The following is a 20,340-nucleotide window of genomic DNA, read 5'->3' as shown; positions in this document are numbered from 1 at the left end:
CATGATTCAATCCCTCCTCATCGCCAATCGCGGCGAGATCGCCTGCCGGGTCATTCGCACCGCACGGCGGCTCGGCATTCGTACGGTCGCGGTCTATTCCGATGCCGACGCGCAGGCGCTGCACGTGCAGATGGCCGACGAGGCCGTGCACATCGGTCCGGCGCCCGCGCGCGAGTCCTACCTGGTCGGCGAGAAGATCATCGCTGCGGCCAAGGCGACCGGCGCCGAAGCGATCCATCCGGGCTACGGCTTCCTTTCGGAGAACGCCGAGTTCGCCCAGGCCGTCGCCGACGCGGGCCTCGTCTGGGTCGGGCCCAAGCCGAGCTCGATCACCGCGATGGGGCTCAAGGACGCGGCCAAGAAGCTGATGGCCGCGGCCGGCGTGCCCGTCACCCCCGGCTACATGGGTGAGAACCAGGACCCGGCCGTGCTCGCCGAGGAGGCCGGCAAGATCGGCTATCCGGTGCTGATCAAGGCCGTGGCCGGCGGCGGCGGCAAGGGCATGCGACTGGTCGAGAAGCCCGAGGACTTCGCCGACATGCTCGCCTCGTGCCAGCGCGAGGCGGCGAGCTCGTTCGGCAATGCCCATGTGCTGATCGAGAAGTACATCCTCTCGCCGCGGCACATCGAGGTTCAGGTCTTCGGCGATAGCCACGGCAACGTCGTCCACCTGTTCGAGCGCGACTGTTCGCTGCAGCGGCGCCACCAGAAGGTGATCGAGGAAGCCCCGGCACCGGGCATGGACGCGGCGACGCGCGCCGAGCTCTGCGCCGCCGCGGTGCGGGCTGCCAAGGCGGTCGACTACGTCGGCGCGGGTACGATCGAATTCATCGCCGACGGCTCCGAGGGCCTGCGCGCCGACCGCATCTGGTTCATGGAAATGAACACACGCCTCCAGGTCGAGCATCCGGTGACCGAGGAGATCACCGGCGTCGACCTGGTCGAATGGCAGCTGCGCGTCGCTTCGGGCGAGCCGATCCCGCTCGCGCAGGACGAGCTGTGGATCGACGGCTGGGCGATGGAAGCGCGGCTCTATGCCGAGGATCCGGCCAAGGGCTTCCTGCCCTCGATCGGTACGCTCGAGGTGTTCGACCTCGGCGAAACCGAAGGTGGCCGCATCGACACCGGCGTCTACGAGGGCGCCGAGGTTTCGCCGTTCTACGATCCGATGATCGCCAAGCTGATCGCCCACGGCGAGACCCGCGACGAGGCGCGTGAGCGGCTGTCGGACATGATCGAGGACAGCGCGGTCTGGCCGGTCAAGACCAACGCCGCCTTCCTGATCCAGGCGCTGGCGCATCCCGACTTCGCCGCGGGGACCGTCGACACCGGCCTGATCGGCCGTGACGGCGAGGCCATGGCCGCTGAACCGCAGCCCTCGGCCGAGGCGCTGTCCGATGCCGCGGATTCGCTCGTCCCCTTGGCCGAGAGTTTCGGCTTCCGGCTCAACGCCCCTGCGCGTCGCACCGCCCATTTCCTGCTCGATGGCGAGCCGGTCGAGGTCGAGCTGACCGGCGAGGGTAGCGAGGAACCCGTGACCGGCGTGCTGATCGCCGAGGGCGGCATGGTCTGGGAACTGACGCCGTTCCGCAAGGACGGCAGCCACGGCGGCCATGGCGGTGACGGCGCGATCCTGGCGCCGATGCCGGGCAAGGTCATCGCGGTCGAGGTCGCCGCGGGTGACGCCGTGACCAAGGGCCAGAAGCTGCTCACGCTCGAGGCGATGAAGATGGAGCACACGCTGACCGCGCCGTTCGACGGCACCGTAGCGGAGCTCAACGCTACGGCCGGCGCGCAGGTTCGGGTCGACGCGTTGCTGGCGCGGATCGAGGCGAACGAAGAGTAATTGCGACGATCCTCCCCATCGGGGGAGGTGGCATCGCGAAGCGATGACGGAGGGGGCGCCTCCGCGCGCGGCGGTGGCGTTTGGGGCAACCCCCTCCACCACCGCTTCGCGGCGGTTCCCCTCCCCCGAAGGGGAGGATCTGATAGATGCCGGGTAGATACTTCGACGAATGGACCGTGGGCGACAAGGTCGTCCACCAGCCGAGCCGCACGGTCACCGAGACCGACAACCTGCTGTTCAGCGCGATGACGCACAACATGCAACCGCTGCACCTCGATGCCGAATATGCCAAGGCCAGCGAGTTCGGGAAGATCCTGGTCAATTCGACCTTCACCTTCAGCCTCGCGGTGGGCCTGTCGATCGCCGACACCACCGTCGGCACGCTCGTCGCCAACCTCGGCTTCGACAAGGTGGTCACGCCCAAGCCGACCTTCATCGGCGATACGCTGACCTGCTCGACCGAAGTCGTCGAGAAGCGCGAGTCCAAGTCGCGCCCGGGGCAGGGCATTGTCGTGTTCCAGCACGAGCTGACCAACCAGCGCGGCGAGACCGCGCTGTCGATGCTGCGCACGGTCTTGCTCAAGGGCAAGCCGGCGGACTAGGCTCTCTCTCAAGGGAGAGCCGGCATGACAGACCTCGTCGCCGTCGAATGCGCGATCCGGCAGTTGCACGCGCGCTATGCCGATGCGCTCTGGCGCAAGGATCCCGACAGTTTCGCGGCGCTTTTCGCGGTCGATGCCGAATGGAAGGTCGCGGGCATGCACATGCGCGGCCGCGAGGAGATCCGCGAGACCTTCGCGCGTTTCATGGTCCACACCGGCCGCACGCTGATGACCTTCCGCTCGCCGATCGTCGAGCTGGTCGACGGCGTGGTGACCGCGCGCACCTACGTCACCGAGCAGAACAGGTTTGCCGACGGCCAGAGCGCCGACACGATCGGCATCTATCACGAGCGCTTCGTCGAGGAGGCGGGCGCCTGGCGGTTCCACTACCGCCACTGGAACATGGAATACATCGGCCCGCCCGACCTGACGGCGAAGTTCTACGACGTGCGCGACTACGGCCCGCCGCCGGGCTTTCCTGGTCCCGACGATCCGACGACGGTGCGCACCGATTTCCTGTTCAGGGGCGCGGGCGGAACGGCCTCGGCCGAGCCCTGACTACTTCGCGAAGAACTCGGCCGCCGATTGCGTGTCGATGTATTCCTTCACGCGCCAGACCAGGCCGTCGCGGAAGGTGAACAGGTAGTGGTAGGTGTTGGTATAGACGCGGCCGTCGGGCAGGGTGCCCTTGGTCGCGGCTTCCACCGCGACACGATCGTGTTCGGCGGTGATGTCGCCGAAGCGGGTCTCGACGCCGCCGACGAAAATGCTCGGGCTGGCCATATAGGCGCAGATCTTCTCGCGGCTCTGGACGCCCGCATAGGCGAAGAGGTGCGGCTTGCCGACGGTCTCCCAGGTCGCCTCGGGATGCATCAGCGCCGCAAAGGCCGGGCCTTCGTGCTTGCCCGAGGCTTCGAGCAGCGCGACGGCGAGGCGCTTGTTGGTTTCGATCGAACTACTCATCCTCGCACCACCTCGTCATCCACGCGTAGGCGGGGATCCATCTCCTGACGTTGCGTCTAACACGGCCGCGGTGTCTGTCGACACCTGGGGAGATGGGCCCCCGCTTTCGCGGGGGTGACGAGGTCAGTGGTGGGGTCCCCTTTTAGTACCGGAACGTTGCCTGAAGCGCGATCGTGCGCGGCATCGTCGGCGTGCCGATGATGTCCGAGGCGGCGGCGCAGCCGGTCTGGAAGGCGGCGGTGCAGCTCGGCAGCGCCGTACCCTTGCCGCTGCCCGTGCCCGTGCGGTCGATGCCGTTGATCAGGTTCAGCTTGTTGGTCAGGTTGCGGCCGATCACCGCGAACTCCCAGCGCTTGTCCTCGCTGAACAGCCGCAGCGTCGCATCGAGCTTCGCATAGGCGTTCTGATAGGCGAGCGGCTGGTAGTTGGTGCCATACTCGTAGCCACCCGAATAGGAGCCGTCGACCGACAGGCCGAGCATCAGCCCGGTCGACACCGGCGTCTCGTAGTAGCCGCCGAAGGTCGCGGCGAATTCGGGCGCCTTGCGCAGCCGCTTGCCCGACAGGTCCTGCGCGGTGAACACGCCGGTGGCGGTGTTCTGCACGCGGTTGCAACCCAGCGCCACCGTCTGGCCCTGGTAGCAGTCGGCGGTGTCGAAGCGGCGGAACTTGGCGTCGTTGAAGGCGCCGGTGGCATGGAAGCTCAGGCCGGGAACCGAAGCGGGGCTGTAGCGCAGCTCGGCCTCGATGCCGCGGACGCGCGCAGTGCCCGCGTTCTGCAGGCGGAAGGCGCGGCTGATCGTGTCGAATACCGAGACCTGGAAGCCCGAGTAGTCGTACCAGTAGCCGGTCAGGTTGAAGGTCACCTGGCGATCGGCGAAGCGCGACTTGAGGCCGATCTCGCCGCCCTTGACGTGTTCGGGCTGGAAGGTCTGGCCGCGCGCCGGATTGGCGACGATCGCGCCGCCGGTATAGCCCGCGTCGAAGCCGCCCGACTTGAAGCCTTCCTTGTACGAAGCGAAGACCATCACGTCGGTGCTGGGCTTCCAGGTGATCGTCGCCTCGGGCGAGAAGTCGTTGTAGGCGAGGCGGCGGCTGCCGTAGCGCGGATCGGCGGCGACGTTGACCGGCGCGCCGTAGCCTGCGGCCGTCCCCAGCGCGACCGAGTAGTCGAGCAGGTTCTTGACCTCGTGCGTGTAGCGCGCGCCGGCGGTCACCTGGATCTGATCGGTCGGATCGAAGATCAGCTGGCCGAAGCCCGAATAGGACTCCTGCTTCTGGTTGGTCGATTCGATCGGCAGGCGCGTGTTCGCGGGCACCGGCGTCGCCGGCAGCGCCGGGCTCAGCACGGCGCCGAAGGGCTGGACGATGATCGTCGAGGTGAACAGCTTGCGGTCTTCATAGAAGCCGCCGAGCAGGAAGTTCACCGGCCCCTCGAAGTCCGAGGCGAGGCGCAGTTCCTGGCTGATCTGCTCGTTCTTGAAGCGCACGGCGAAGGCGTTGTTGCTGTAAGGGCCATAGCCGCCGTTCGAGGTCAGCCGCTCCTTGACGTTGTAGTAGCCGGTGACCGAGGTCAGCTTGAGGGTGTCGGTCACGTCCCAGTCGAGCTGGCCGCTGATCAGGGTCTGGTTGTTGTAGCGGGCACCGTTCGGGTTCTCGAACAGCGGGCTGATCGCCATGGTCGAGGCCGGGATCTGCGAGATCAGCAGGGTGCGGTCGTTGCGGCAATTGAACGATGTCTCGCCCGGGCGCTGCGGCGTGCCGTAAGGGCAGGCGACGATGTCCGAATACTGCGACGAGCCGCCGATCATGTCGGTTTCTGTCACGGTCGCCTTGAGGCGGAACGAGACGCGGTCCGACGGGGTCCAGGCCAGGGTGCCGCGCAGGAACAGCTCTTTCTGGTCGGGGAAGCGCTCGATATCCATCGGCACGGCGCCGGGAACCTGGGCCGAGACCAGCTTGAAGTAGCCATCCATGTCCGAATAGCGGCCGGTCAGGCGCAGGCCGACCGTGTCCGAGATCGGCGTCGAATACATGGCCTCGACGTATTTCTCGCGCGCGGTGAATTCGTAGCCCGCGCGGAGCAGTGCTTCGGTATCCTTGCCCGGATCGGCCGTGGTCAGCGAGATGATGCCGCCGGGGCTGTTCTTGCCGAAGAACAGCGCCTGCGGCCCGCGCAGGACCTCAATTTGCTTGAGGTCCATCTGGGCGGCGCGCAGGATTTGCGCCGAGGAGATCGGCACACCGTCGATGTTCGACGAAACCGCCTGGTCGATGAAGGCCATGCTGTCGCCCGAACCGATGCCGCGCAGCGAGATCGTGCCGCCCATCGCGCCCGACGATTCACCGGTATAGAGCCCCGGCGTCATCGACTGGATTTGCGAGACGCCGCGCACGCCGTAGCGATCGAGCAGCGCATCGTTGAGCACGGTCAGCGCGACGGGGGTTTCCTGCGCGGTCTCGTCGCGGCGGCGGGCGGTGACGATGATGTCGCCTTCGTTGGTGGTTGCGCCCGACTGCGCCTGCGTGCCCGTGTCCTGTGCCAGGGCAGGCGTGACGCCGCCCAGCGTTGCCAGCAGCGCGCAGCCGCTCAGGAAGATTGCCTTGCACCTCATCCCATGTCTCCTCGTCGTTCGAATTATTGTTCGAATCGCTCTGGCATGGCGGTCCGGACCGGACTTTGACCCGGCGCAATTATCTTGCGCAGGGGTCCGGTGTCGTGTTGCCCCACCCATTCTCTTGCCGGATAGTGCGCATCGAAATGATACGGGGCAATACGCTTTTCCGGATTTTATGGAACTTGCGTGTCAACTGTCTCCCGATTGCAACGGTGCGACTACCCGCCCAATTGCCCGGAAAGCGTCGCCGCCGCGGCCAGAAGGGCCTGCTGCAGCTCGGCAAGGCCATTGCGCTTGAGGGCCGAGCCGAGGCCGATCGCGACGAGCGCATGGCTTGGTCGCGTGCGGGCGTGGTCGGGCGTCTTCCAGACGGGCGCCGCCAGTACGGTCACGCCAGCGATGTAGTTGCCCTCGTCGATGCCGAAGCCCTGCGCGCGGGTCTGCGCGACCTGGTCCTGCCATTCGGTGAAGCTGGGCGGATCGTCCCAGCGCAGCGGCTTGAAGCGCGCCTCGAGCTGCGCCTCGGGATAGTCGCCGAAGGCGGCGATGCAGCGGCCGGTGGCGCTGATCAGCGCGGGAAAGCGGCTGCCGACCTGGACCGAAACCTGGAAGGCGCCGGCCTGCGACACCGCGACCGCGATGATCCGGTCCAGCCCGAAGATCTGCACGCCGAGCATGGTCACACCAAACTTCTGCGCCAGCCGGTCGAGCGCGGGCTGGGCAAGGTCGGGGAACTCGTTGCGGCTCAACCACTGCCGCGCCAGCGTCAGCACCCCGGCGTCGAGGGCATAGCGCTTGGTGTCCGCATCGAACGCGACGAGCCCTTCCGCCACCAGCGCACGCAGCACGTAAAGGCAGGTCGAGGGGACCAGTCCCAGCTCTCGCGCAATCGGCTGGAGGCCGAGCGGCGTTTCGCTCTTGCCGAGCAGTCGCAGCACCGCAGCGGCGCGCGAGATCGCCGGAGCTTTCGAATCCTTCACCGCCTTGGCGAGGCGGTCATCGGCGGGGGCGTAGAAATCTGTCATTCAATATATTGAATATCATTCTATATTTACAACAACAAGGACTTTCTGCCATGAGGCGCGTGGAGAGACGCGGCGCGCGATTCGCCGCATCCTGAAACGCAAATCCGGTGGATCGATGTCCAAGCTGACCGAGTACACGAGCTACGCCGACGCTCAGGCGCATGCCAATTCCGCGGCGCTGTGGGAGCTGTTCGACGGCGATCGCGAATATCTGAACATCGCGCACGAATGCATCACCCGCCACGCCGACGGCTCGGGTCGCGCCGCGGTGCGCATCGCCCATTCCGACGGCGCCGACGAGATCCTGTCGTTCGACCAGATCGCGGCGGGCGCGGCGCAGTTCGCGCACTGGCTCGACGCGCAGGGCATTCAGCAGGGCGATCGCATCGCCTTCATGCTCGAGCCGAGCCTGCCCTTCTACGTCTGCCTGTTCGGCGCGATGCAGACCGGCGCGATCTCGGTGCCGCTGTTCACGCTGTTCGGCCCCGATGCGCTCCGCCTGCGCGTGGGCGATTGCAACCCGACGATCCTGATCACCAATGCCGAGAAGGCCGATCTGGCACGCGGCGCGGTCAATGCCGACGGAAGCCCGCGCGTCGTCGTCGCGGACCAGGGCCTGCTCGACGAAATCAAGCAGTACCCCGCCACTTACACGCCGAAGACCAAGGCCAACGACATGGCCGTCTTCCAGTACACCAGCGGCACCACGCGCGAGCTGCCCGAGGCGGTCAAGCATTCGCACCGCACGCTGGTGACGCTGATGTTCGCCGCGCTCTATGGCACCGGCATCCGTCCGGGTGACGACTTCTTCTGCCCGTCGAGCCCGGCCTGGGGTCACGGCCTCTGGCACGGCACGCTCGCGCCGCTGGCGATGGGCGTAACCACCGGCACTTTCGCCGGCCGCTTCGATCCGGTGCGGCTGATGAAGGCGCTCGACGACTTCGGCATCACCAACATGTCGGCGGCGGCGACGCACTACCGCATGATGAAGAACAGCGGGAAGGGCGGCGACTACCGCTTCCACTTCCAGAAGCTGTCTTACACCGGCGAGCCGATCGATCCGGCGACGCTCGAATGGGTCGACGAATACTTCAAGGTTCCGGCCTGCTCGATGTACGGCACGACCGAGATCGGCGTGGTGCTGGTCAACTATCCGGGCGCCAAGGACTTTCAGGTCAAGCCCGGCTCACTGGGCAAGGCGGTGCCGGGCCAGAAGCTCGAAGTCCACCGGCCCGACGGCACGCAGACCGATCCCGGCGAAATCGGCGAACTGATGCTGTGGCGTGGCGGCGGGTGGATGACCACCAAGGATCGCGCCAAGACCGACGAGGACGGCTATTTCTATCACTGTGGCCGCGCCGACGACGTGATCATCTCGGCCGGCTGGACGATGTCGGCGGTCGAGATCGAGAACACCATGCTGCGCCATGACAACGTGCTTGAATGCGGCGTGATCGGCGTGCCCGACGAGAAGCGCGGCCAGGTGGTGAAGGCCTTCGTCGTCGCCAATGTCGCCGGGTCGGACGCGCTTACCAAGGAACTGCAGGACTTCACGCGCGAGCGTCTGGCCCAGCACGAGTTCCCGCGCATCGTCGAATATGTCGCCGAATTGCCCAAGAATCCCGCGGGCAAGGTTCACCGCAAGATGCTCCGCGATCAGGAGGCTGCGAAGGCAGCCGCCGCCGCGGCCTAACCCCTTTCAGAAGGAAGAAGAGAAAATGGCAGCCAAATTCCCCAAGATCACCGAGGAAGGCCTCGCCTCCCTCCGCGAGCGTATCGGCGTTCGCATCGAGAACACGGTCGAGCCGTGGAACTACGAAGCCTCGCGCGACGCGATCCGTCACTACGCGCACGGCATCGGCGACGACAACCGCCTGTGGACCGATCCCGAGTACGCGGCGAAGACCCAGTACGGCGACATCGTCGCGCTGCCGTCGTTCCTGTTCTCGACCAACCGCATCATTTCGGGCTACTCGGGCGGCCTGTCGGGCGTCCACGCGATGTGGGCCGGTGCCGACTGGACCTGGCACAAGCCGGTCATGCGCAATGACGTGATCAGCACCGAAGCGCACCTGAAGGATCTGGTCGAGCACCAGACCAAGTTCGCCGGTCGCTCGTTCCAGCAGATCTACCACGTCGACTTCTACAACCAGCACGGCGACCACGTTGCCGGCGCCGACAGCTGGGTGTTCCGCACCGACCGTGACGAGGCCCGCGAGCGCGGCACGAAGTACACCGAAGCCCGCGGCCGCGTTGAGCCCTTCACCGAAGAGCAGCTGGCCGAGTTCAGCGAATACTACGCGAACGAGGAAGTCCGCGGCGCGACCCCGCGCTACTGGGAAGACGTCAATGTCGGCGACGTGCTGCCGCGCATGATCAAGGGCCCGATGACCGTCACCGGCTTCATCGCCTATGCCCAGGGCTGGGGCGGCCTCTACATCCGCGCCAACAAGATGGCGTGGAAGATGCAGCAGGCGCACCCGGGCCTCGGCATCAAGAACCGCTTCAACGTGCCGGATTGCCCCGAGCGCGTGCACTGGGACGAGGACTTCGCTCTCGAGGTCGGCGCGCCGGGCGCTTACGACTACGGTCCAGAGCGCTGCTCGTGGCTGACGCACCAGATGACCAACTGGATCGGCGACGACGGCTTCCTGCACAAGTCGAGCTGCCAGATCCGCCGCCACAACCCCGACGGCGACGTGATCTTCATCGACGGTACCGTCACCAAGAAGTTCGAAGAGAACGGCAAGAAGTACGTCGAGGTCGAGCAGAAGGCGACGACGCACCGCGGCGAGCTTTCGGCCTTCGGTACCTCGGTAGCGCAGCTGCCGACCAAGGGCTGATCTCTCGGCCAGGCTATCACGCATCCCGGTCGCGCTTCGGCGCGGCCGGGATCGTGCGTTTTGAAACAGGATTTACCGTCATCCCCGCGCAGGCGGGGGCTCCTTTCCGAACCGGGCCATGTGTCGAAGCCCGGACGGATGGTTTCCCGCTTTCGTGGGAATGACGAAGCTCTTAGGGCAATGGGATGACTGAAGGCGCAACTCCCACCGAGGCCAAGGCGGAGTGGAAAGGCCCACTCGCGGGCGTCCGCGTGCTCGATTTCACACGGGTGCTCGCCGGCCCCGCCGCCAGCCTGGCGCTGGCCGATCTCGGCGCCGAGGTGTTCAAGATCGAGCCGCCGGGCAGCGGCGACGAGACGCGCGATTTCCCGCCGATCCGCGAGGGCGAGAGCCACTATTACCTCAGCGTCAACCGCGGCAAGAAGTCGATCGTCATCGACCTCAAGTCGCCGGCGGGCGTCCAACTCGCCAAGGATCTCGCCGCCCAGTGCGACGTGGTGGTCGAGAACTACCGCCCCGGCGTGATGGACCGTCTCGGGCTCGGCTACGCAGCGCTGTCGGAGGTCAATCCGCGGCTGATCTACTGTGCGATCTCGGGCTATGGCCAGACTGGCCCGCTCAAGGACCGACCGAGCTTCGACATCGTGCTCCAGGCCATGTCGGGCGCGCTCAGCGTCAACGGCGAGCCCGGCCAGCAGCCGACCAAGCTGGGCATTCCGCTCGGCGATCTCGTCGGCGGGATCAACGGCCCGATCGCGATCATCTCGGCGCTCTATGAGCGCGAGCGCACGGGGCGCGGCCGCTGCATCGACATCAGCCTGATGGACGGCATGCTCGGCATGCTCGGCTACATCGCCCAGCTTGCCTGGTTCAACGGCGAGGATCCCAAGCCGCAGGGCTCGCAGCATCCGAACCTCGTGCCCTATGGCGCCTTCCCAGCGAAGGACGGCTCGATCATCGTCGCCTGCCTGACCAACTCGTTCTGGGGCAAGATCTGCGATGCGCTCGGCTGTCCCGAGAATACTGCGGACCCGCGCTACGATTCGATCCTCAAGCGCCGCGAGGCGCGCGAGGAGGTCAATGCGATCGTCTCGGCAGTGACGCAGACCTACACGATCGCCGAACTCGTCGAGCTGTTCACCAAGCACGAGGTGCCGCACGCGCCGATCCTCGGTGTGACCGAGGCGCTGTCGCAGCCGCAGACCGTGGCGCGCGAGATGGTCGTCGAGGTCGAGCACCAGGCGCTCGGTAAGATCCCGATCGTCAACCGTCCGATCAAGTTCGACGAGAAGCAGCCCAAGCCCACAGCGCCGCCGGTGCTTGGCCAGCACACCGACGCGATCCTGGCCGAGGTGCTGGGACTGTCGGCGGACGAGATCGCCGCATTGCGTTCGGCGAAGGCGGTCCGCTAAGGCGCCTCCAGACATTTGCGCCGATTGTATACGGGAGAGTGCCATGGCTGAGCTGAGATTCGACGATCGCGTGGCGGTGATCACCGGCGGCGGCCGCGGCCTCGGTCGTGCCTATGCCCTGCTGCTCGCCGCGCGCGGCGCCAAGATCGTGGTCAACGATCCCGGCGTGTCGATGTCGGGCGACGCTACCGACGCCAAAGATTCTGAGGGGGGCCCGGCCGACGCGCTCGTCGCCGAGATCAAGGCGGCCGGCGGCCAGGCCGTCGCCAGTCTCGATTCTGTCGCCACGCCCGAAGGCGCCAAGGCGATCGTCCAGACCGCGCTCGACGCCTTCGGCCGGGTCGACATCCTGATCCATTCGGCTGGCAACGTCCGCCGCGGCTCGCTGACCGAGCTGTCCTACGAGGACTTCGAGAGCGTCCTCGCGGTCCACCTCAAGGGCGCGTTCAACATGGTGCGCGAGGCGATGCCGGTGATGACCGCGCAGAACTATGGCCGCATCGTGCTGACGGGGTCGATCAACGGGCTCTACGGCAAGGCCAACAACGCCACCTATGCGCTGTGCAAGGCCGGTTTCATGGGCCTGTCGAACACCGCCGCGATCGAGGGCAAGGACGCCGGGATCAAGAGCAACGTCATCATCCCGGCCGCGGTCACGCGCATGTCGGCGGGGATCGACACGAGCAAGTTCCCGCCGATGGAGCCCGAGATGGTCGCCCCGGCCGTGGCCTGGCTGAGCCATGAGGACTGCTCGATCTCGGGCGAGATGCTCGTCGCGATGGGGGGCCGCGTCGCCCGCGCCTTCATCGCCGAGAGCGAGGGCGTGTTCCGCCAGGACTGGACGATCGAGGACGTCGCCAGCGACATCGACGCGATCCGCGCCGCCGACAAGCCGCTGGTCTTCGCGCCCGTACCGCAGGGCGAACTCGACCACCTGCTGTTCGGCTTCGACATGGCGCGCAAGCACGGCGCCTGAAGCCGGGTCTTCTGAATCCGGGCCTTCGTCAGGCGTTCTCGAAAGCCTGGCGTGCCGCCCAGCCGACGAAAGCACCGCCGACGATCATCGAAATCAGGGTCATCCTCTTCCTCCGACACGACAACGGCGTGGCGGGGGAAAGGGTTCCCGGCGGAACCGGCTCGGCCGCGGCGGGTTAACCGGGCGGAGGAGACGTCGATGCCCGTATCCGAACTCAGCGCGATCGAGCGGATCGCCCGCGTCCTGGCCGGCCAGCGGCTCAGCGCCAATGCCCATGGTGACGACAGTTCGGCCGCCGAACAGGTCGATGCCCGCTGGTATGCCTATCAGGACGATGCCGTGGCCGTGCTCAAGACCTTGCGCGAGCCCGACGCGACAATGGCCGATGCCGGCGATGCAGAGCTGTGGCGGCAGATGGTCGACGCGGCGTTGAAGGACTTCGCGGGCGCCTGACTAGAGGCGGGGCGTCTGGAGCGGGTGAGGGGAATCGAACCCCCGTATTCAGCTTGGGAAGCTGCTGCTCTACCATTGAGCTACACCCGCATCCGAAGGCGCCGGCAGGTGCCACAGAATGCGGGCCCTGGTCAACCGGCGGCTTGCGCAACCTCGCTGGCGAAAGTCATGGCGGGCCCTGTCGGGGCCGTGGTCATGCGTTCGATCACCGTCGCGGTATCGGCAGCGGGCGTGCTCCAGGCGGTCTTGAGCGCCATGGCGCGCTTGAGGAAGAAGTGGACGTCTACCTCCCAGGTCATGCCCATGGCGCCGTGGACCTGGACCGCGGTGCGCGCCGCAAGATCGGCGGCCCTGGCTGCGGCGAGCTTGGCATGGGCGGCACGCGTGCGCGACGCCAGGTTGTCCAGCGGCAGCTCGGCGGCGGCGGCCTGGACGACGGGGCGGGCGAACTCGATCGCGACCTGCGCCGTGGCGACGAGGTGCTTGATCGCCTGGTAGGATCCGATCGGCTTGCCGAACTGCTGGCGGTCCTTGGCATAGGCGACCGCCAGGTCGACGCAGCGCTGGCCGAGCCCGATGAGCTGCGCGGCGATGAGCACTTGGCCGCGCTGGACGATGTCGCCCCAGTCGCCGGCCACGCGCGTGGCGTTCGACGGTGTCCATTCGACGCGGAACAGGCGGCGGAACGGATCGAAGCTCTCCATTCGGATGAGCGTGACGGTATCGCGCGCGACGAGGTGGACTTCGCCCTGGTGATCGAGCAGTAGCGCCGCGGCGCTGTCGGCATCGGTTACGAAAGGATTGGCCGGGTGACCGATCGCGAGGATCTCGCTGGCCAGCACTCGTTCGACCGGACCGCCGAGACTGGCGAGTAGGGGGGCGATGAGCCCGGCCTGATCGATCAGAGGTTCGGGCAAGGCCACGTAGCCCGCGGCTTCGGCAATGCCGATCAGGTCGATCGTATCGAGGCCGAGTCCGCCTTGATCCTCGGGTACGCAAATGCCGAGCAGGCCCATCTCGCGGATCGTCGCCCAGCGTGCAGTGTCGAAGGCTTCGTCGCTCGCCAGCAGGCGCCGCAGGTCGGTGGGCGTGCAGCTCTCGACCAGCATCTCGCGCGCGGCCTCGGTGATCGCGGCCTGGTCTTCGGTGAAGGCGAAATGCATTCGCTCAGCCTTTCGGCAGGCCGAGCATGCGCTCGGCGATGATGTTGCGCTGGATCTCGTTCGAGCCCGCGTAGATCGGGCCGGCGAGCGCAAAGACCCAGTAGTCGAGCCATTCGCCCGGCAGTTCGGCACCCCTCAATTCAGCATAGGGCCCCAGGATGTCGAGTGCGGTCTGCGCGAGCGCCATGTCGAGCTCGGACCAGAAGATCTTGTTGGTCGAGCTCTCGAGCCCGATCGTGCCGCCGGCGGCGAGGCGCGAACACATCGCATAGATCGCCAGGGCATAGGCGTCGGCATCCATCCAGCTCTGCGCGACTCTTTCCGCCATCGAGGCGGGCAGGCGGTCCTTGTTCGCCTGGTAGAGCGCGATCAGCTTGCTCGCGGCATGCTGGTAACGTGCGGGCGAGCGCAGCAGCAGGCCGCGTTCGAAGCCGGCGGTGGCCATGCAGACCTTCCAGCCTTCACCCTCGCCGCCGAGCCGGTCGGTCACGGGCACGCGGACCTCGTCGAGGAACACTTCGGCGAAGACCTGCTCGCCGTCCATCCGCTCGATCGGACGGCGGGTGACGCCGGGGGCGTCGAGCGGGAACAGGATCAGGCTCATGCCCTTGTGCCGCTCGCTGCCCGGTTCGCGGAACAGGCCGAAGGCCCAGTCGGCGAAGACCGCGCGGCTTGACCAGATCTTCTGGCCGCTGAGCACGTAGTGGTCGCCGTCTCGGGTGCAGGTCGAGCGCACGCCGGCCAGGTCGCTGCCCGCGCCGGGCTCGGACCAGGCCTGGGCCCAGATGTCGTCGCCCGCCGCCATGCGCGGCAGGAAGCGTGCCTTCTGCGCGGGCGTGCCGAATTCCATGAGGGTCGGGCCGAGCAGGAAGATCCCGTTCTGGTTGACCCGCGTCGGCGCCTGCGCGCGGTAGTATTCCTCCTCGAAGATCAGCCAGCGGATCAGGTCGAGCCCGCGACCGCCGAGTTCTTCGGGCCAGGTGACCATCCCCCAGCGGCCTTCGTTGAGCTTGCGCTCCCAGTCGCGGTGCGCCTCGAAGCCTTCGCGGGTGAGATCGAACGAGGGCAGCTTCTCGCGCGGGACGTTCGCTTCCATCCACTCGCGCACTTCCTGGCGGAAGGCGCGCTGGTCGGGGGTATATTCGAGGTTCATACTTCCAGATCCTCCCCCACCGGGGGAGGGGGGCCGCCGGCGAAGCCGGTGGTGGAGGGGGCGAGGGCATGCGTGAGGTTGGCGGTGGTCCGCGCCCCCTCCGTCATCGCTGCGCGATGCCACCTCCCCCGGTGGGGGAGGATCTTCATGCTCCTCATTCCCCTGCATCCTTCTTGTTCGCCGCCGCCGCCGACTTGCCGCTGACCCCGCCGATCGAACTGCCGGTGACGAGATCGTTCTGGGCGTGGGCGAAGTGGTGCATGTGGAACACGGCATCCATCGCCGCGCGCTTGCCGCGCAGTTCCTCGACGTGGTTGACCGCCTGCTTGGTCAGCCAGTTGCCGAGGCGGCCCTGGCCGGCGAGCTTCTTCGCCCAGGCCTCGGTCGCCTCGCGCAGTTCCTCGCGCGGGACGACCTTGTTGACCATGCCGAAGTCGTATGCCCGCTGTGCCTTCATCCGCTCGCCCAGCAACAGGAATTCCTTGGCGACGCGTGGCGGCAATTCATAGGCGTGGGCGAAATATTCGACCCCGGGGATGCCCATCAGCGGGTTCACCGGGTCCTGGAAGAAGGCGTCTTCGCTGGCGACGATCAGATCGCAGATCCAGGCCAGCATCAGCCCGCCGGCGATGCACGCGCCCTGGACCATCGCAATGGTCGGCTTGGGAATGTCGCGCCAGCGGCGACACATGCCGAGGTACTGTTCCTGCTCGCGCGTATAGAGCAGCTCGGCCGCGGGCTTGTTGGTGTGGCCGGGCAGAATCTCGCGCTTGTCGAACTCGTGGTGCAGGTCGCGACCCGGCGTGCCGATGTCGTGGCCCGCGGAGAAGTGCTTGCCATTACCGGCGAGGACGATCGCGCGTACCGCGTCGTCGTTGGTCGCGCGGCGGAACATGTCGTCGAGCGCATAGGTCATCTGCCCGTTCTGGGCATTGTTGAACTGCGGGCGGTTCATCGTGATCCAGGCGACGCCGTCCATCACCTCATAGAGCACGGGCTCCTCGGTCTCGTAGACGATGTCGACCTTCTGCGGCTGGACCAGATCGTCGCTCATGCCGGCTCCTCCACTTTGGCTTCGGCCTCATTGAGCAGCACCAGCGCATCGACCGCAACCGCGCCTTTCCCTTCGGGCAGGACCAGCAGCGGATTGATCTCGACCTCGCGCAGGCGCTCGCCGCCCGCGAGCACGGCTTCGCCCAGTGCCGCGATAGCTTTGGCGGCGGCGGCGACGTCGGCCCTGGGCGCGCCGCGATAGCCATCGAGCAGCTTGAACCCCTTGAGGCTGCGCAGCATGGCCTCGGCCTGTGCGGCGTCGACGGGTAGCAGCGCGTGGGTGGCGTCCTGCATCAGCTCGGTCCAAACCCCGCCGAGCCCGACCGTCAGCATCCAGCCGAACACGGGATCACGGGTGACCCCGGCCAGGATCTCGACCCCGCCCTGGAGCATGGGTTCCAGGGTGACGCCCTCGATGCGGACTCCCGACATCGACAGGGCCTTCGTCATCATTTGCCGGAAGGCCAGGGCCACGGCATCGGCGTCTTCGAGGCCAAGCCGGATGAGGCCGTGCTCGGTCTTGTGCGCGATGTCCGGGCTGACGAGCTTGGCGACGAGCGGATAGCCGATCTTCTCGGCTGCCTCGCGCGCCTCGGCTGCGGTCTGCACCAGCGCGTCGTGGACCACGGGCACGCCGAAAGCGGCAAGCGCGTCCTTGCCTTCGGTTTCGGACAGGGCGTTGCGATCGGCCGGGAGGACGGGCCAATTCGCCTTGGGCTTGGGAGAGGCGACCGTGGCGCCGCCGGCCTTCTTCCACGCGCCATAGGCGGCGATCGCCCGCGCGGCGCGGTCGAAGTCGTCGAAGTAGCCGATGCCTGCGGCCGCCAGCCGATCGCGATCGGCCATGGCGAAGGTGTCGATCACGACGATCGCCTTGTTGCTGGCCGCAGCGGCTTTCTCGACCTGGTCGAGCGCAAGGAAGGCGCCCGGGGTGTAGAGCAGCAGCAGGTCGATGTCGTCGGGGCTCAGCGCGAGGCGGATGCATTCGCTGAGGAAGTCGTTCGAATTGACGATGTTGCCGGTCATGTCGATCGGGTTCGAGACCATCGAATGGCCCGGAATCTGTTCGCTGAGCGCGGCCTGCAACTGGGCGGGCAGGCTGGGCACTTCGGCGCCGTTCAGTGCCAGCGCATCGGCCAGGATTGCGCCGGCCGCGCCCGAGATCGACAGGATCGCGCAATTGCTGCCGCCGATCTTGCCACCGAGCCCGTGCAGATAGGCGAGGTCTGCCAGCACCGACAGTTCGCCCGCCCGCGCCACCCCGGCGCGCGCAAAGGCGGCGTCGTATGCGGCGCTGTCTCCAGCGAGCGCCGCGGTGTGCGAGCGTGTCGCTTCGGCGCCCTTTTCCGAGGCGCCGACCTTGTAGACCGCGAGCAGCTTGCCCGCCGCGCGGAACTTCGCCGCGGCGGCGAGGAACTTCGGTCCGTTGCGCAGTTCCTCGATGTAGCAGAGCGCCGAGCTGGTGGCAGGATCGTCGGCGAGGTGCTCGAGATAGTCGCTGAGCTCGACGCTGGCCTCGTTGCCGGTGTTGATCACCTGGCTGAAGGTCACGCCGGCGCGGCGGGCCAGACGGAACACGGTCGCGCACATGTTGCCGCTCTGGGTGACGAGCGCGGTCGCGCCTGCGGGCTCGCCGGGCTGGAACGACTGTCCGAAGGTGGTGAACACGCCGGCCGAGAAGTTCGCGTTGCCCATGGCGTTCGGGCCGGCGATCTTCATGCCGCTGGCTCGCGCGAAGGCGGTCAGCGCCTCCTGCCGGGCCAGGCCTTCGGGCTCGTTGGTCTCGGCATAGCCCGAGGCGAAGACCAGCGCCGCGGGAATGCCCAGCGCGTGGCAGCGTTCGAGATAGGGCAGCGTGGCCTCGGCCGAGAGCGCGACGATGACGAGATCGACCACTTCGGGCACGGACTCGATGTCGGCATAGGCGGTCAGGCCCTGGACCGTCGCGTTCTTCGGATTGACCGGATAGAGCCGCGCGAAGCCCGCGCGCTTGAGCAGGTCGACCGGCACGCCGCCGATCCGCTTGGGATTGTCCGAAGCGCCGACCACTGCGATCGACTTCGGGCTCAGCAGGGCGTCCAGGCTCATGCCTCCGCTCCCGTCTTGATCTCGTATTCGTCGGTGTCGAACGTGGCGGTCATGTTGCGGTAGCGCGAGAGTCGCCAGGGATTGTTGGTCACGACGCGGCCGGCCTTGTTCTTGTACCAGTTGTTCACGCCCGGATGGGTCCAGACCAGCTTCTCGTGCTCGGCGTCGAACTCGGCCTGATAGGCCTCGAACGGCTCGCGGCGGACCTCGAGGCTGCTCGCCTCGCGTTCGATCAACTCGCGCAGCGCCAGCATCGTGTAGCGGACCTGGCATTCGGAGTTGAACACCGCGCTGCCGCCGTGGCCGCCGTTGGTGCCGGGGCCGTAGAGGATGAACAGGTTGGGGAAACCGGGCACGGTGATGCCCAGGTGCGCGCGCGGATCGTCGTCGCCCCATTTGTCGCGCAGCGATCCGTCGGTGCCGACGATCTCCATCGGGTAGAGCGGCGCCTGGGCCTTGAAGCCCGTCGCGAGGATCAGGACTTCGGCCGGATGCTCGACGCCATCCTTGTCGACCACGCCGGTCGCGGTGACCTGCTTTACCGAGCCGGTGACGAGTTCGACATTGTCGCGGGTCAGCGCGGAGAACCAGTTGCTGTCGCGGAGCATGCGCTTGCCATAGGGCGGGAAGCTCGGCGTGACCTTGGCCAGCAGTTCCTCGTCGCCTTTCAGCTGCTCGCGCATGTGCGCGATCAGCTGCTCGCGGATCGCCTTGTTGAAGGCGTTGAGCGAGGTTTCGGGCTCGGGCCAGTTCGGATCCTTGCGCAGGTGCGGCAGCATCCCGTCCGAGGTCGCGTAGAGCAGCTGGAAGCGCCACCACTTGGTGTAGAACGGGACGTGCTCGAGCCCCCATTTGAGCCCGTCGCTGACCTTGGCATAGAGCAGCGGGTTGTGCCGCGCCCAGTGCGGCGAGCGCTGGAAGATCGTCAGGTGCTTGGCGATCTCTGCGACCTTGGGGCCGAGCTGCATGCCACTGGCGCCGGTGCCGATCTGGACGACGGTCTTGCCGGTGAGGTCGATCGAATGGTCCCAGCGCGACGAGTGGAACTTCGGCCCTTGGAAATCGTCGAGCCCGGGAATGTCGGGGATCGACGGACGGTTGAGCAGGCCCGTGCCGCTGATCAGCGCATTGACCTTCATCTCGTATTCCGAGCCGTCTTTGTCCCGGATCGTCACGGCCCAGCGCTGGTCCGCCTCGTTCCAGGCGGCGCGCACGACTTCCTGTTCGAAGCGCATGTGATCGGCCAAGTCCGCCTCGCGGTAGACCGTGCGGATGTACTCGATGATCTCCGGTCCCTGGGCGAAATAGTGGTCCCAGTCGGACGAGGTGCGGAAGGAGTAGGAGTAGAAGTGGTTGGGCGTGTCGACCGCGACGCCGGGGTAGCTGTTCTCGTACCAGGTCCCGCCGACGTCGTCGTTCTTCTCGATGACGGTGAAGGGAATGCCGGCTTCCTTGAGCTTGATCGCCATGGCGAGCCCCGAATAGCCGGCGCCAATCACGAGAACGTGATAGCCATCCATCACCACCGGCGGGACGGGCTTGCGCCAGGCTACCGACTTGGCGTCGCCCGTGCCGAAGTTCAGCTCCTCGAGCACCATCGGCAGATATTCGGGCGGGACCTCCTGGCCGACGGCGACGTCGCACATGCGCTGGAGCATTCCGGCATCGGGTGCGGGCGGCAGCGGGCGGCGGTTCCGGGCGTAGTCGTGGAAGGTCGCGGTGATCTTCGAGCGCAGTTCGGCCTGCAGATCCTCGGGCACTTCGGCCTCGAAGGACCATGCGCCCTTGATATGCGGACGGAACTCTTCGAGCAGCGATTCGTCGCCCGACAGATGCGTGTAGACCAGCAGCAGCGGCACGGGATCGAGCGCGGCGAGATGGGCTTCGAGCACCTCGGGCGGGCTTGCCACGAGATCCTGGAAGGCATGGGAATCGGGATTGCTTGTCATGTCGATCCAGCTCGCGAATTCGGACGGCTCTCGCACATGGCACTAGCCGCTGCTGGACATATTGCAATAGCTCGTGTTCATTCTTTATGGGCATCGTGCCGGCGCTGGAGCAAGGTCAAGCAGGGCCGCGGCGCGAGGCAAGTCCGGGGCGGCATGAGAGTTGGTCAAACAGCGAAATACGGGCTAGGTCACGATCC

General features: G+C 66.8%; 16 protein-coding genes and 1 tRNA gene. 8 read left to right on the top strand and 9 right to left on the bottom strand.

What is annotated here, in order from left to right:
- The first annotated feature begins 1 nt into the window (after position 1).
- The 3 genes from OLX23_RS06445 to OLX23_RS06435 all read left to right on the top strand — a co-directional run bounded on the left by OLX23_RS06445 (position 2) and on the right by OLX23_RS06435 (position 3,006).
- Positions 2-1,846: an acetyl/propionyl/methylcrotonyl-CoA carboxylase subunit alpha gene (locus OLX23_RS06445; RefSeq protein ID WP_264443873.1), complete on the top strand. Its 1,845-nt coding sequence runs from the start codon at positions 2-4 to the stop codon at positions 1,844-1,846.
- Positions 1,847-1,992: 146 nt separating this feature from the next.
- Positions 1,993-2,448 (top strand): MaoC family dehydratase, encoded by a 456-nt coding sequence (locus OLX23_RS06440; RefSeq protein WP_264443872.1) that lies wholly within the window; start codon positions 1,993-1,995, stop codon positions 2,446-2,448.
- 24 nt (positions 2,449-2,472) lie between these two features.
- Positions 2,473-3,006, top strand: a complete 534-nt coding sequence (locus OLX23_RS06435) for a YybH family protein (protein ID WP_264443871.1) — start codon at positions 2,473-2,475, stop codon at positions 3,004-3,006.
- Here OLX23_RS06435 and OLX23_RS06430 read toward each other — a convergent pair whose 3' ends face one another.
- From OLX23_RS06430 to OLX23_RS06420, 3 genes are all read right to left on the bottom strand, one after another.
- On the bottom strand, positions 3,007-3,411 hold the full coding sequence (locus OLX23_RS06430; RefSeq protein WP_264443870.1) for a nuclear transport factor 2 family protein: 405 nt from the start codon (positions 3,409-3,411) through the stop codon (positions 3,007-3,009).
- 142 nt (positions 3,412-3,553) lie between these two features.
- Complete coding sequence (locus tag OLX23_RS06425; protein ID WP_264443868.1) at positions 3,554-6,025, bottom strand: TonB-dependent receptor; 2,472 nt, start codon at positions 6,023-6,025, stop codon at positions 3,554-3,556.
- Between the two features lie 221 nt (positions 6,026-6,246).
- Complete coding sequence (locus tag OLX23_RS06420; protein ID WP_264443867.1) at positions 6,247-7,053, bottom strand: IclR family transcriptional regulator; 807 nt, start codon at positions 7,051-7,053, stop codon at positions 6,247-6,249.
- Positions 7,054-7,168: 115 nt separating this feature from the next.
- Here OLX23_RS06420 and OLX23_RS06415 point away from each other — a divergent pair, with 115 nt between their 5' ends.
- The 5 genes from OLX23_RS06415 (at position 7,169) to OLX23_RS06395 (ending at position 12,737) form a co-directional block, all read left to right on the top strand.
- Entirely contained in the window at positions 7,169-8,746 is a 1,578-nt protein-coding gene (locus tag OLX23_RS06415; protein ID WP_264443866.1) for an acyl-CoA synthetase, read from the top strand.
- Between the two features lie 25 nt (positions 8,747-8,771).
- Positions 8,772-9,896: a MaoC family dehydratase N-terminal domain-containing protein gene (locus tag OLX23_RS06410; RefSeq protein WP_264443864.1), complete on the top strand. Its 1,125-nt coding sequence runs from the start codon at positions 8,772-8,774 to the stop codon at positions 9,894-9,896.
- 185 nt (positions 9,897-10,081) lie between these two features.
- Entirely contained in the window at positions 10,082-11,308 is a 1,227-nt protein-coding gene (locus tag OLX23_RS06405) for a CaiB/BaiF CoA transferase family protein (RefSeq protein ID WP_264443862.1), read from the top strand.
- Positions 11,309-11,351: 43 nt separating this feature from the next.
- Positions 11,352-12,284 (top strand): SDR family NAD(P)-dependent oxidoreductase, encoded by a 933-nt coding sequence (locus OLX23_RS06400; protein ID WP_264443861.1) that lies wholly within the window; start codon positions 11,352-11,354, stop codon positions 12,282-12,284.
- Positions 12,285-12,482: 198 nt separating this feature from the next.
- The gene (locus tag OLX23_RS06395) at positions 12,483-12,737 is read left to right on the top strand and encodes a hypothetical protein (protein ID WP_264443860.1); all 255 of its coding nucleotides are present in this window, start codon (positions 12,483-12,485) and stop codon (positions 12,735-12,737) included.
- A gap of 16 nt (positions 12,738-12,753) precedes the next feature.
- Here OLX23_RS06395 and OLX23_RS06390 read toward each other — a convergent pair.
- The 6 genes from OLX23_RS06390 to OLX23_RS06365 form a co-directional block, all read right to left on the bottom strand.
- Positions 12,754-12,827: transfer RNA gene (locus OLX23_RS06390), tRNA-Gly, on the bottom strand.
- 41 nt (positions 12,828-12,868) lie between these two features.
- Complete coding sequence (locus tag OLX23_RS06385; RefSeq protein ID WP_264443859.1) at positions 12,869-13,900, bottom strand: acyl-CoA dehydrogenase family protein; 1,032 nt, start codon at positions 13,898-13,900, stop codon at positions 12,869-12,871.
- A gap of 4 nt (positions 13,901-13,904) precedes the next feature.
- Positions 13,905-15,053 (bottom strand): acyl-CoA dehydrogenase family protein, encoded by a 1,149-nt coding sequence (locus OLX23_RS06380; RefSeq protein ID WP_264443858.1) that lies wholly within the window; start codon positions 15,051-15,053, stop codon positions 13,905-13,907.
- A 154-nt stretch (positions 15,054-15,207) separates the two neighbouring features.
- Positions 15,208-16,107, bottom strand: coding sequence for an enoyl-CoA hydratase (locus OLX23_RS06375; RefSeq protein WP_264443857.1), 900 nt, complete (start codon positions 16,105-16,107; stop codon positions 15,208-15,210).
- Entirely contained in the window at positions 16,104-18,194 is a 2,091-nt protein-coding gene (locus OLX23_RS06370; protein WP_264443856.1) for an acetate--CoA ligase family protein, read from the bottom strand. The genes OLX23_RS06375 and OLX23_RS06370 overlap by 4 nt, the downstream gene beginning before the upstream one ends.
- Complete coding sequence (locus OLX23_RS06365; protein ID WP_264443855.1) at positions 18,191-20,143, bottom strand: flavin-containing monooxygenase; 1,953 nt, start codon at positions 20,141-20,143, stop codon at positions 18,191-18,193. Before OLX23_RS06365 ends, OLX23_RS06370 begins: the two co-directional genes overlap by 4 nt.
- Between the last annotated feature and the right edge of the window lie 197 nt (positions 20,144-20,340).

It is taken from the genome of Novosphingobium sp. JCM 18896, assembly GCF_025938095.1.
Classification (GTDB): Bacteria; Pseudomonadota; Alphaproteobacteria; order Sphingomonadales; family Sphingomonadaceae; genus Novosphingobium.
Note: the sequence above shows the minus strand (reverse complement) of the source record. Positions and strands in the feature narration are given on the sequence as shown.